Origin of the sequence: Anaerolinea thermolimosa (assembly GCF_001050195.2) — a bacterium.
In the GTDB taxonomy this organism is placed as follows: Bacteria; Chloroflexota; Anaerolineae; order Anaerolineales; family Anaerolineaceae; genus Anaerolinea; species Anaerolinea thermolimosa.
Window position 1 is genome coordinate 742,885 of the sequence record NZ_DF967965.1, and the last position, 12,850, is coordinate 755,734.

Sequence of the window (12,850 nt, forward strand, 5' to 3'; positions counted from 1 at the left end):
GGGTAGGGGTGGAAGTTGGAGAAGGGGTAAAGGTTGGGGTTGGGGTCGGCGTTGGGTTCGCCCACAATGGAAGAATGGCTGGGGCGGCGCATGCGCCGGTGAGAAGGATCAGAAAGAATGAGAATGCCGCGAGTCGACGTTTCATATCTGGCTTATACCGGATGAAGAAGATTGTGTCAATACTTTGACAAAGCCGCTAAGCCATGTTAAACTTTGAGCGCCCACTGGCCCGGAGGATTCAGGATGAAGACGGGTCGGTCCCTTCTGGCGAAAAGTACTTCAGGGATTTACTGGCCAGTCCGGTAATCCCTGAGTTCCTGTAACCAGGAGGACAGGTAAGGATGAATGCGCACTGTCGACTGGGATTCTGCCAACGCTCAGGTAAAGCTCATCGATCAGCGCCGGTTACCCGGTAGCCTGGTTGTGCTCTCTTTCTCACGTTATCAAGACCTGGTGGAAGCCATTCGAAATATGACGGTACGCGGAGCGCCAGCCATCGGGGTGACGGCCGCTTTTGGGGTGGTTCTTGCGGCGTGGTATGCTACTCCGCCTACCCTTGAAGAAGCCAGGAGAGAAATTAAAAAAGCCATGGAGCTTCTTCGAGCGTCGCGCCCTACGGCGGTCAACCTTTTCTGGGCGCTGGATCGGATTCATCAGGTTGCTGAAGCACCGTATGAAAATATGGATGCCCTGCGTCGGGCTCTGCTGGCCGAAGCTCAGCGGATGGCGGAGGAAGATGTTGCAACGAATCGCCAGATGGCCATGCACGGAGCAGCACTCATTGAAGACGGTGATACGATCATTCACCACTGTAATACAGGTGCACTCGCCGCTGTGGACTGGGGAACCGCGCTGGGGTGTATTCGCATGGCGCACGAGCAGGGAAAACGCATCCATGTGCTGGTGGATGAGACTCGCCCCCGGCTTCAAGGAGCCAGACTCACAGCCTGGGAGTTGGAGCAGTATGGTATTTCATACGAGATTATCTGCGACTCAGCCGCGGGGGCTTTTCTGCGGGGCGGAAAAGTTCAAAAGGTTTTCTTCGGGGCAGATCGGGTTGCGGCCAATGGTGATGTAGCCAATAAAATTGGCACGTACATGCTTTCGCTGGCCGCGCACGCCAACGGCGTGCCGGTGATCGCAGTGATGCCCCTTTCTACGATTGATCTGCAAACCCCACACGGGGGAATGATCCCGATTGAAGAGCGCGATCCTGCTGAGGTGTTGAACCTTCAGATCAATGGGGAGCCGGTTGCTCCGAAAGGGGCGCGGGCACGGAATCCTGCGTTCGACGTGACGCCCCATACATTAATCAGTGCGTGGGTTACTGAACGAGGGGTCATTACCCCGCCTTTTGATGTGCACTTTCAGGCGATCCTTGAAGCAGGGTCGAAGCCTAATTGAGGAGCGGGTAAGCGTGACGATTCTCTGTACGGGTTCGGTGGCGTTTGATTATTTGATGTCGTTTCCGGGTTATTTTAAGGATCATATCCTGCCCGATCGGCTGGAATCGATCAGTTTATCTTTCCTGGTCGAGTCCATGATTCGTCAGCGGGGAGGCAATGCTCCAAATATTGCCTATACACTGGCCCTGTTAGGAGGGCGGCCTTCGGTGATGGCCACAGTAGGAGAAGACTTTGGTGAGTATCGGGCCTGGCTGGAAAGCCGTGGGGTGGATACTTCCAACATTCGAGAGGTGCGCGGAACATATACTGCCTCGTTTTTTGCCAACACGGATCGGGCCAACAACCAGATTTGCAGTTTCTTTCCCGGGGCGATGGCCTTTGCCGCACAGCTTTCTCTTCACGATCTGCCGGATCGCCCTGAGCTGGTGGTCATTTCACCAAATGACCCGGGGGCGATGTGCCAGCTGGTGCGGGAGTGCCATGCGTTGAACATCCCTTACCTCTATGACCCCAGCCAGCAGGTAGTGCGGTTATCACCTGATGATATTCGTGAAGGGGTAACTGGGGCCGATAGCCTGTTTGTCAATGAGTACGAGTTTGAGCTGGTGCAGAAACACACTGGAATGACCCCTGATCAAATTATTGAGCAGGTCGGTTACCTGGTTGTTACCCTGGGGGCAAAAGGGGCGGCCATTTACGCCGAAGGCCACTGTTATGAAGTGCCGGCGGCCACCCCACGGGCAATACTTGACCCAACCGGCGTGGGAGATGCCTTCAGGGCGGGGTTCATCCGGGGCAGGCAGCTTGGGTTACCCTGGGAGACCTGTGGAAAAATGGGATCGCTGGCGGCTGCCTATTGTCTGGAAACGCGTGGCCCACAGGAGCATTCCTTTACCCTGGCTGAATTTGTAGGCCGGTATCGGCAGCAGTTCGGTGATGATGGTCGGGTAGATGTATTGTTAGAAAACAGCCTGAGCCCCGGGTAGCAACCCTGCCTGGTACAGGAGAGGGTTGATGCAGGGCCTGGATGTGTTGGAATCTGAGATGGAGGAATCATGACAAATTTTGATATTAAGGACCCAAAGCTGGCCGAAGGCGGTCGTTTGCGGATCGAGTGGGCTGAGCGTGAAATGCCAGTGTTGCGTTTGATCCGCGAAAGATTTCAGAAAGAACGCCCATTAGAAGGGGTGCGCATTTCTGCCTGCCTGCATGTGACCACCGAAACGGCAAACCTGATGCGAACCTTACAGGCAGGCGGGGCAGATGTGGTGCTGACGGCCTCCAACCCGCTTTCGACTCAGGACGATGTCGCGGCGGCGCTGGTGAATTATTTTGAAATCCCCACCTTTGCCATTAAGGGTGAGGACAACATCACCTATTACAAGCATCTCCGCGCGGCTTTGGATCATCGCCCTCACATGACCATGGACGATGGGGCTGATCTGGTGAGCACGTTGCACAAGGAGCGGCGTGAGCTCTTACCAGAAGTAATCGGGGGTACCGAAGAAACCACCACGGGAGTCATTCGCCTGCGGGCGATGGCTGCAGACGGCGCACTGGCCTTCCCGATCATTGCGGTGAATGATGCACTTACCAAGCATTTCTTCGATAACCGTTATGGCACCGGCCAATCTACGATCGATGGTATTATTCGGGCCACCAACGTATTGCTGGCAGGTAAGCATTTTGTGGTTGCCGGGTATGGCTGGTGTGGTCGCGGCCTGGCCAGCCGGGCGCGTGGCATGGGAGCCAATGTGATTGTGACCGAGGTCGACCCCCTCAAGGCGCTGGAAGCGGTGATGGATGGCTTCAGTGTGATGCCAATGCAGGAAGCCGCTCGCGTGGGAGATATTTTCTGCACTGTGACCGGGGATATCAACGTGATTGACCGCCATCATTTCGAAGTAATGAAAGATGGTGCGATTGTGGCTAATTCGGGTCATTTCAACGTAGAAATTAACATCCCTGCCCTGGAGGAGCTTTCTACCGGAAAGCGCCTGGTACGGCCCTTTGTGGAAGAATATACTTTAAAAGATGGGCGGAAGATCTTCCTGCTGGGTGAGGGGAGGCTGATCAATCTGGCTTCGGCAGAAGGGCACCCGGCCAGTGTAATGGATATGTCTTTTGCCAATCAGGCGCTCAGCGCGGAGTATATGCTTAAGAACCATTCCAGCCTGGAAAAGCGGGTGTATTCTGTTCCGGAGGCGATTGACAAAGAAATTGCCAGGTTAAAACTGGCGGCCATGGGGATTACCATTGATGACCTCACCGAGGAGCAGATTCACTATCTGAATTCCTGGGAAGAAGGCACGTAGAATGGTCTTCCGATAAGAGATAGTGAAGGGGTTATCCGGTGCTCGGGGATAACCCCTTTTGATTTATCGCATGGAGAGCGGCGTGGCGCCGGTAATACGAATGAGTTCAGCGGGGGTGATTGGAAAGACGGCATGGGGGGTTCCCGCGGCTGCCCAAACGATCTCGTAATGCAACAGGTCTTCGTCCACGTACGTTTCCAGGGGTTTCTTGTGTCCAAGCGGAGGCACCCCGCCGATGACAAAACCGGTGTCTGCTTCTACCTGGGCAGCTGAAGCCTTACTCAACCTGCCCCCCAGTTTTTCACCGACCGACTTTTCATTGACCCGGTTGGCGCCAGATACCAGAAGGAGGACAGTCTTTCCGGGGGGATCGAGTACGAAGACGAGTGATTTTACAATTTGTCCTACTTCACAGCCGACGGCCCGGGCGGCTTCTTCGGCAGTGCGGGTGCTGTCTGGCAGTTCACGGACAAGGACTGAACACCCTGCCTGAATCAGAGTCGTTTGAACACGTTGAGCCTGTGGATGCATAGTGTCTCCCTGAAAAGGATTTAAGTCTTCCAGACTCTGGCCACAAAATGGACGAGTGCGGCGAGTCCCTTGGCTAATGGGCTTACCTGAATGGTTTCATCGAGGGTATGGGCGTGGTGTCCGATGGTTAAACCCAGCGTGAGCGCCGGGAGCCCCAGACTGAGCGGAAGGTTGGCTTCTGTGGAGGCGATATCCAGATGAGGAGAGAGGTTCAACGAGCGCAGAATAGTAACTCCTAACTGCACCAGTGGATGACTCGCCGGGATGGATCCGGCAGGTCTCCAACCAATTCGGGTGGTTTCGATGGAAACTCCGGGGCGTTCCAGACTTTTCGCGGAACGGAGCGCCTGTGTCACAAGCTCCTCCAATGCAACCGCGCTCTCAGAGCGAAAATCAACTTCCATGGTTGCACTGGCAGCAATGGCATTGATGGAAGTGCCCCCTTGAAGGATGCCAATGTTTAAGGTGGAGCGTGGCCGGCGGGTGAGGCGTAACTTTAACAAACGATTTGCCAGGTTTACCAGTTCATGAATAGCTGAAGGAGCACCATAATCAGACCAGGAATGGCCGCCAGCGGTTTTCACCGTGAAGCGGTACCGGTCTACTCCCAATCCGCGGTGAATTATATTTCCAAGCCCCATTCCTTCCAGTGAAAGATAGGCGAGAGGGCGATCTGTAAATTGCTCAACGAGGTGACGCATTCCGGAAAGATTCCCCAACCCTTCTTCGCCGACCGTGGCGGCCAGCCAGAGATCTCCTTCAGGGAAAATGCCGGTTTGTCGAAGGAGATGGGGAAGGTGGAGAAGGGCTGCCAGCCCTAATGCGTTGTCTCCAATTCCCGGCCCGATGATTTGATCCTCCTGACGTTGAAGGGGGAGAGGATAACCGGGGGGAAAAACGGAATCCAGATGGGCGCTGATGATCAGTGGAGAAGCGCCGGGCTGGCCTTTCAGGCAGGCCAGAACATTCCCCACTGCATCCAGGTGGGGGTTGGTGAGGTTTTGCTGTTGAAATTGTTCCAGGACGTAAGCTGCCCGCTGTTCCTCATGAAAGGTTGGGGCGGGGATTTGCTGAATGAGGCAGGCAGTTTCAACCACCTGCTGTGTTTGCCGGGAGTCGATCAAAATCATGCGCGGCGAACCATATCTCGGAGGGATTCCATGCGGGCTTGAGGAAGCCCTGGAAGCACTCCGAAAGCATAGAAAGGATCAGGGCTTTCCATAACCACTGAGGCAGAAATATTACCCTGGAGCGCGGCCTGTACAGGATCATAGGTGGTACGAAAACCGGCCAGAAAACCGCCGTTGAAGGCATCACCGGCGCCATCAGGACAACGTATTCGAGAGGGATAGGGCGGGATGATCCAGCGGCCGTGAGATGAATGTTCATAAACCAGCTGGTTACCACCGGGACGTTTTATGACGATCATTTCACATCCCCATGAAGCGAGCATTTCTGCCAGCTCCCATAAATCTTTGACCTGATCACGAGCAAGGTTTCTCAAGGCATCTTCGGTGATGAGGAAAGCCGTTAAACCGTGAAGTAAAACCGGGAGATCATCCCAGAAAGCAGGGTCGGTATACCCATTGCCTGTCTCCAGAGTGATGGTGTGGATATGCTTTTGCCGCAAGAGGGGGGGAACCAGGGTGTGGCTCAGGTAATCCAGGGGAGCTATGTGAGCGGCAGTGGCATCAAAGTAATCGTCTGGAAAGTCGTTGGGGCGGATCGTATACCATCTTGGGCGGATACGGTCATCCAGAGTGCGATTGGGGGGAGTGTATCCCAGCAAGGCCGGTGGAAAAGGCCGTTGGAGGCGAGCGTAATGAGCCACTGGCTGGTCTTCCAGCCGGGTTTCCAGATCGGGATACACGATAAACTCACGCAGGTCCACAGGTTCTTCAAGCCGCCGAATTCCACGGGTATCGAGCTGGTATTGATGGCATTTTTTTATCCACTCATCAGGGTAGTCGCATCCAACCCTGCCGACCAGCCCCACGCCCGTATCCCAGACGCTAATCCCTGCCGCAGTATACAGCATGCTTCCGCCGGGAATGTCTTCCAGAACCCTGTCTTCCGGAAGGATCATGAAACGGCGGGTTAACCGACCGATGACCAGGTAGCGAATGTGGGAAGGAAATTCGTCCATAGGTTGAGAAACCCTGTGAATTCTAAAAAAAGAGGTTTCCAACCATGCCATGGAAACCTCATCCAAGGACGGAAGAAAATATCTAACGCGCGCCCAGCTCAGCAAGGAGCTTGAGCACCGCCAGAACCCCAAGCCCGACCTTGACGCCATCTCCGGCGGTCAGTTTTGGTCGAGATTGAGCCTTATCTGCCTGTTGTACCAGAACGAGGGCACCAATGACACCAATCACCGCGCCTATCACGCCGCCGATGAGTAACGTTTTGGTTTTCCAGTTATTATCCATGAGAGGCCTCATCCCCTTAGTATGAACTTTTTCCTGAGGTATTGAACTCTGGCATTCATTTGATGGACGAAGAAAACAGGTGCAACGACACGGTCAGCCAGAGACCGTGCCAGCAGGCGAAGCTGATGGAAGATCCCCTGGAGGCGAATCAACCAGCCGGCAAGTTTTTGGTGAAAGATGGATACCCCTCGAACGATAAGGAATAGAATAACCAGAGTGAACAGGCTGGTAATCAGGTTAGGAAGGATTACGAAAATGGCGGAAATATTTCCCCACCGATTAACCTCACTGCTCTGGTGGACGGTTCCAATTACAGCAAGCACTGCAAGACCCACTCCTACCAGAATACTCAACCAGAGAGGAAGCAAGATTTGGGTGAGTACCTGGCGATGGTGCTTTTGTGTGGACTCTGTGCTTTTCCAATCTTTCATAGATTGATTTTAATACATTCCTGAGTTTCCGAGGAGCCCAATCCGGGGTTTGTTTTTATATACGCAACTGTTAAAATTTCAGGTATAATTGGAGCAACAAACGGTAAAATCGTTTTTACTGCTGCTTAAGTAAAGAAGTCAGCAGGTAGCGGTGAACTTTGGATAACAATTGGCACGTGGAACCAGGCTTTCGGGGGAGCAGGAAGGGGATGCTCACCGCCGGGCATGTTTGATGGTCTTTGTTGAAGAGGAAGGTCAGAGAGTAGAAAAGGATCGGAGTTGTGGATCGGATTCTGTCCTGGTTCATCGTTTCTAGCGATGCTGGTATGACCTTTTCGGACCTTTCTTTCAGAAAGAGGGAGAGGAACGTCCGGGTATCCTCCAGGAGGGATTACCTTCTTCTCTTGATTTGTTCGGTTTGATGCCGCTTTTAGCGGAAGGGCCGACACGTACCTGTGAAATGCCAGAGCAGCCGCTGCCTGCAGTGCAGTTCAGCGGCTGCTTGCGTTCTGGATGAGATATGGATGGCATACACAAGGTCACTGGATTAAAAGCTCAGAAAAGAAACCCGGAACGGATCAATGTGTATCTGGACGGGGAGTATGCTTTTAGTCTGGCGCGAATTGTGGCAGCGTGGTTGTCTGTCGGTCAGGTGCTGACGGTAGAAAAAATCAACCAGCTTCGCGAGCAGGACACTCTGGAAAAGGCCTATCAGACAGCGTTGCGGTTGATCAATATTCGACCGCGGGCGGAAGCCGAGATCGAAAAAGGGCTTCTTTCTCGGGGTTATTCTGGAGAAGATTGTGCACGGGTGATCGATCGTCTGAAGCAGGCTGGCTTGCTGGGTGATCATCAGTTTGCCCATCAATGGGCTGAGAACCGCGCTGAACTTCATCCACGCAGCCGAAGGCTGGTAGCTGTTGAATTGCGTCAAAAAGGGGTGGCAGAAGAAGCGATCGAGCAGGCTCTTCAAGACTTACCGGATGAAAGCACCCTGGCTTACGAGGCTGCCAGGCGAGCCGCCAGGAAGCTTTATCATCTGGATCGAGAATCTTTTCGCAAACGTCTGGCGGGGTTCCTGGCACGAAAGGGCTTTTCTTACGACGTAGCCCTGGAAACCGTCAGGCAGGTGTGGAGTGAACACCTTGAAGAAAGCGGCTCATCTTAATATAAGGTGAGGTAATAAGAACCTATGGGACCCAATGGAACAATTACACTGATCCTCTTCTTGTTGATTGAGCTGATCATCGGAGCGGTCATCATCTTTTTTGTGACCAGATCGCTCAATGCACGCTATGTAAAACACCAGGAAGAACAGGATAAAAAGGCCGATAATGTAGTCCAGCTTGCCATTGAGAAGGCCAAATCTATTGAACTGGATGCCAGAGATAAGGCTTATAAAATCCTGCAGGAGGCCGAGCAGGAACTGGGAAAGCGCAGACAGGAACTGGCCCGGGAGGAAGAACGGCTGACCAAACGGCGAGCTGATCTGGACTTTCGAATAGAGCGGCTGGAACAGCGCGAGCAATTGATTAACAAGCGGCAAAGCGCCATCGATAAACGCGCCAATGAAGTCGAAAAGCTGTATGAGAAAGAAATGGAAGAACTCCAGCGCATTGCCCAGATGAGCACGGAAGAAGCCCGTACGATTGTTTTACAACAGGCAGAAAAAGAAGCCCGGGCCGATATGGCGCGCATCATCCGGCAAATAGAAGCCGAGGCGCGCCTGGAGGGCGAAAAACGCGCCCGCGAGATCATTGCCGATGCTATTCAAAGGGTGGCCTCTGAACATGTCGCCGAGGTGACCACCTCAGTGGTGCCCCTGCCAAACGAGGAAATGAAGGGACGAATCGTTGGGCGAAACGGACGTAACATTCGCGCGTTTGAACAGGTGGCCGGGGTGGATGTGATTGTGGATGATACCCCTGAAGCAGTGACTATTTCTTGTTTCGATCCGGTGCGGCGAGAAGTGGCACGGCGAGCCCTCGAGCGCCTCATTCTGGACGGACGGATTCACCCGGCCCATATCGAAAAGGTGCTGGCTGACGAACAGCGTCAGGTGGAAAAAGATATTGAAGAGGCAGGCCAGCAGGCCGCCTTTGATGCCAACGTAGCCGGATTGCATCCTGAAGTGCTTAAGATGCTGGGGCGCCTGCGATACCGCACATCCTACGGGCAAAACCAGCTTGCCCACGCGGTTGAGGTATCCAGGCTGGCGGCGGTCATTGCTTCAGAACTCAATGCCGATGTGGAAGTATGCAAGGCAGGCGGGCTTCTTCACGATCTGGGGAAAGCCATGGATCACAACACGGAAGGAACCCATGCCAGCATCGGCGCGGAATTTGCCCGACGTCATGGCGTCAACCCGCGGGTGGTGAACTGTATTGCATCCCATCATCACGAAGTGGAACAGGAATCGGTTGAGGCGGTGATTGTTGAGGCCGCAGATGCGATCTCGGGAGCACGGCCGGGGGCGCGGCGTGAAGACCTGGAGCAATATATCAAACGGTTACGAGCGCTGGAAGATATTGCCAACAGTTTCAAGGGCGTCAGCCAGAGCTATGCCATTCAGGCCGGGCGCGAGGTGCGCATTATCGTCAGGCCGGAAGATGTGGATGACCTGGCGGCGATGCGGATGGCGCGGGATATTGCCAAGAAGGTAGAAGAAACCATGCAATATCCGGGGCAAATCAAGGTGACGGTCATTCGGGAGACACGCGCTGTAGATTACGCCAAGTAATCTTACTCCAAATAAGAGGAACACGGTCGGCTTCAGTGCCGACCGTTTCTTATTGGTGAAACAAAAGGATTTTCTGTCCGTTCTTCCTGAACGGTGGTTTCCGGGCCATGGCCACAGAGCAGGCGGGTATGCAAAGGGAGTGAGAAGATGTGCTGGCGGATGCTCTGGATGAGCTGAGCGCTGTTTGCGCCGGGCAGATCGGTGCGCCCAACCCCCCGGCGGAAAATAAGATCGCCGCAGAGCGCTACCCCGGGATGCGGAGCATAGAAAATGACATGCCCCGCACTGTGACCTGGAGTATGGCGAACTTCCCATCGGGTTTCACCGAGGGTGAGGATTTGCCCGTGTTCAAGCCACTGGTCGGGGTCGGGAAGTGGCGGCATGGGAAGGCCAAACCACTGGCTTCCACCACCGGCTTTCCACAGGGGGTGATCGGCGGGGTGCAGGGCGAGGCTGACCGGTGATGAAAAAGCCGACTGCAAAGTGGCAACACCGGCAATGTGATCAAAATGTGCATGGGTGATCCAGATTCCCGCCAGCGACCAGCCGCGGCGATGGATCTCCTCGATGACCGTCTCAACTTCGAAGGTCGGGTCAACCACCACTACCTGGCCGGAGGACGAATCGACAAGAAGGTAGGTGTTGGTTTCCAGTGGGCCGAGGACAAAGGTGAGGATTTCCACAGGCATGGGTTCCCTCTCAGACACGGTTGGAAGGAAAGGCAGGCTGGGAGGCGCGGCGAACTCTGATGGCGCTATTGATCCCGATCAGGACGAGGATCAGGATAAGGCTGGCGAGGTAAACCGAACGGGGGTCAGCTTCGTAAAGCCTGCCGGCAAGTATGGGAGCAAGGATCACCGCCATGCCATTGGCTGTTTCGATCAAGCCAAAAGCCAGGCCGGTTTCGGTAGAGCGGATGAAATAGCGGGCATAAGCCAGCCCCATGGCCCGGGTGAGGCGGAATCCACCGACAAAGAAATATCCAATGGCGAATGCGGTTACCGACTGCCCCTGCCACATCAGGAAAGAAAAGACACCCATCAGAGCGGTGCCGGTGAGAAACCCTATGGGGGCAGAAAGATGTCCTAAACCAAGGCCGATGAGGGCGTTTCCCAGGCTCCCGATAGCCCCAAGTTGACCAATGGCATGCAACGGCAGACCGACTTCATTTTGGAGGAAGTTGGGGGTCAGTGGCTGGGGCAGGTAGAGAGAAAAAGTAGTGAGCATGATCAGGCCGAGCAGGCCCAGGTAACGCGAATTACAGAGCAAATTGGGCCGCAGGGCGGCGGTTTCATGATGTTCATCAGCCGGGGCCTGGCGAATGAAGAAGATCATCACGGTGGAAATGAGAAAGAGGATGGCGGAAAAGAAATAAATGCGCCTGATGCCAGACCCTTCGGCAATGAACCCTCCCAAAATCGGCCCGATCACCATTCCCAGGTTAAAAAGAGCAGAAGGGAGGGTGAGGGCGCGCTCAACGCTCCAGTTTCCTCGGACACGGATCAGATAAGCGTTCATTGGCGCAATGACAAAGGAGGTCAGTCCGTAGCACAGAAGGCCGATGACGAACATTGAAAGGGAGGTGGCTGCGGCCATCAGGATGGTGGCGGCGAGGGCAAAAACCCATGACGCCCACATGACCGGACGGGGGCCAACTCGGTCAGAAAGGTAACCAGCAGGAGCCTGGGCAACGGTCATGGAAATCCCCATGGCTCCGAGGATCAGGCCGATGGTTACCGGGTTGGCGCCCCACTGCTGGAGGTAAATAGGCTGAAAATAGGTGAACATGCCTTCACCTACACCCCAGATCAACAATGAAAAGGCTACGAGGAGCAGGTCGCGGGGGATCAAAGCTGTATCAACTCCCTGGGTAGATCGCTGAGAGATTCACATCCATCCGCGGTGATGACGACATCATCTTCAATGCGGACACCGCCCCGCCCGGGCAGATAAATGCCCGGCTCGATGGTGTAGGTCATGCCTGCGGTGAGCAAAAGGTCATTTTCCGAGAAGATGTAGGGGGGCTCGTGGTCTTCCAGTCCCAGCCCATGACCCGTGCGGTGAGTGAAGTACGCACCATACCCGGCGTCGGTGATGATTTTCCGGGTTTGCCGGTCAACCTGCCCGGCGGGGATGCCGGGCCTGCCTGCCGCTCGGCCAGCCTGGTTAGCCTGCTGGACAATGTGGGCGATCTGGCTCAATTCGTCTTCTACTTTGCCGATGGCGAAGGTGCGGGTGAGGTCTGAAAAATAACCCTCACAGGTGGCGCCCCAGTCCACGACGAGCAGATCTCCCTGCTGGATGGGGCGGTCGGTTGGAGTGGCATGCGGGTTGGCGCTGTTGGGCCCGGCAGCCACGATGGGGGCAAAGGGCAGATGCGTGTCTGCGCCGTGGCGGAGAATCTGGTTCACCAGTTCAGCGGCGATCTGGTTTTCGGTGATACCGGGGCGGATGACAGGCAGAGTGGCAATGAGCGCTTTTTGGGCAATCTCGACTGCCCGACGCATGAGCGCAATCTCCTGTTCATCCTTTTGCATACGAAGAGCTGAAACGACCCCCTCAGCGTTGATCCACTGGGTCTGGGGGAAGGCCGATTCGAGGTATTTAAGTTCCAGAAACCGAAGCCAGTTTGGTTCGACACCGATCTTCTGGATGGATTTTCCCAGGAGGGCAGCTGCCCGGGAAAATGCTTCGGGCCAGGTGGCCGGGTTATCTCCATACGAAATGGCCTGGATCGGGAAGGGGGCCTGGGAGAGGCGGGAGGTTTCAAGATTGGCCAGGATGAAGACAGGCTGGTGCCCGGGAGTAAGAATCAGCACGGTTGGTCTTTCCATCAGGTGGAAGGAGAGCCCCGTAAGATAGCGCTGAGTGGGTGAGGGATTGAGCACGATGGCGTCCAGGCTGGCATCTTGCAGTGCGGCGTAAAGCTTTTGCAGGCGTTGTGAGAACATGAATGCGCTCCAAAAGTAGAATACCCTCCGATTATAAACGAAACAGG

At 54.8% G+C, this 12,850-nt stretch carries 13 protein-coding genes; 5 read left to right on the forward strand and 8 right to left on the reverse strand.

Annotated features, from left to right (window positions below):
* Window positions 1-345: 345 nt before the first annotated feature.
* The 3 genes from mtnA (at window position 346) to ahcY (ending at window position 3,721) form a co-directional block, all read left to right on the forward strand.
* The gene (gene mtnA, locus ATHL_RS03455) at window positions 346-1,404 is read left to right on the forward strand and encodes an S-methyl-5-thioribose-1-phosphate isomerase (protein ID WP_062189831.1); all 1,059 of its coding nucleotides are present in this window, start codon (window positions 346-348) and stop codon (window positions 1,402-1,404) included.
* Between the two features lie 13 nt (window positions 1,405-1,417).
* Window positions 1,418-2,392: a carbohydrate kinase family protein gene (locus tag ATHL_RS03460; protein ID WP_062189833.1), complete on the forward strand. Its 975-nt coding sequence runs from the start codon at window positions 1,418-1,420 to the stop codon at window positions 2,390-2,392.
* A gap of 69 nt (window positions 2,393-2,461) precedes the next feature.
* Complete coding sequence (gene ahcY / locus ATHL_RS03465) at window positions 2,462-3,721, forward strand: adenosylhomocysteinase (RefSeq protein ID WP_062189835.1); 1,260 nt, start codon at window positions 2,462-2,464, stop codon at window positions 3,719-3,721.
* Between the two features lie 63 nt (window positions 3,722-3,784).
* Here ahcY and ATHL_RS03470 read toward each other — a convergent pair whose 3' ends face one another.
* The 5 genes from ATHL_RS03470 to ATHL_RS03485 all read right to left on the reverse strand — a co-directional run bounded on the left by ATHL_RS03470 (window position 3,785) and on the right by ATHL_RS03485 (window position 7,112).
* Window positions 3,785-4,252, reverse strand: a complete 468-nt coding sequence (locus ATHL_RS03470; protein ID WP_062189837.1) for a YbaK/EbsC family protein — start codon at window positions 4,250-4,252, stop codon at window positions 3,785-3,787.
* 20 nt (window positions 4,253-4,272) lie between these two features.
* Window positions 4,273-5,382: a M20/M25/M40 family metallo-hydrolase gene (locus ATHL_RS03475; protein ID WP_062189839.1), complete on the reverse strand. Its 1,110-nt coding sequence runs from the start codon at window positions 5,380-5,382 to the stop codon at window positions 4,273-4,275.
* The gene (locus ATHL_RS03480) at window positions 5,379-6,398 is read right to left on the reverse strand and encodes a carbohydrate kinase family protein (RefSeq protein ID WP_162787562.1); all 1,020 of its coding nucleotides are present in this window, start codon (window positions 6,396-6,398) and stop codon (window positions 5,379-5,381) included. Before ATHL_RS03480 ends, ATHL_RS03475 begins: the two co-directional genes overlap by 4 nt.
* An 82-nt stretch (window positions 6,399-6,480) precedes the next feature.
* Window positions 6,481-6,681, reverse strand: coding sequence for a hypothetical protein (locus ATHL_RS18735; protein ID WP_062189843.1), 201 nt, complete (start codon window positions 6,679-6,681; stop codon window positions 6,481-6,483).
* 8 nt (window positions 6,682-6,689) lie between these two features.
* Window positions 6,690-7,112 carry a hypothetical protein gene (locus tag ATHL_RS03485; protein WP_062189845.1) on the reverse strand — a complete coding sequence of 141 codons (423 nt, stop codon included), beginning with the start codon at window positions 7,110-7,112 and terminating at the stop codon, window positions 6,690-6,692.
* Window positions 7,113-7,632: 520 nt separating this feature from the next.
* Between ATHL_RS03485 and ATHL_RS03490 the strand changes: the two genes are divergently transcribed.
* Complete coding sequence (locus tag ATHL_RS03490; protein WP_062189846.1) at window positions 7,633-8,280, forward strand: regulatory protein RecX; 648 nt, start codon at window positions 7,633-7,635, stop codon at window positions 8,278-8,280.
* Window positions 8,281-8,304: 24 nt separating this feature from the next.
* Entirely contained in the window at window positions 8,305-9,852 is a 1,548-nt protein-coding gene (gene rny / locus ATHL_RS03495) for a ribonuclease Y (RefSeq protein ID WP_062189848.1), read from the forward strand.
* A 32-nt stretch (window positions 9,853-9,884) separates the two neighbouring features.
* On the opposite strand, the gene ATHL_RS03500 is transcribed toward rny, so the two are convergent.
* The 3 genes from ATHL_RS03500 to ATHL_RS03510 are packed head-to-tail and all read right to left on the reverse strand — an operon-like array spanning window position 9,885 to window position 12,803.
* A complete protein-coding gene (locus tag ATHL_RS03500) occupies window positions 9,885-10,541 on the reverse strand; it encodes an MBL fold metallo-hydrolase (RefSeq protein WP_062189850.1) in 657 nt (218 codons plus the stop codon).
* 10 nt (window positions 10,542-10,551) lie between these two features.
* Entirely contained in the window at window positions 10,552-11,703 is a 1,152-nt protein-coding gene (locus ATHL_RS03505) for an MFS transporter (RefSeq protein WP_062189852.1), read from the reverse strand.
* A complete protein-coding gene (locus ATHL_RS03510) occupies window positions 11,700-12,803 on the reverse strand; it encodes a M24 family metallopeptidase (protein WP_062189854.1) in 1,104 nt (367 codons plus the stop codon). Before ATHL_RS03510 ends, ATHL_RS03505 begins: the two co-directional genes overlap by 4 nt.
* Between the last annotated feature and the right edge of the window lie 47 nt (window positions 12,804-12,850).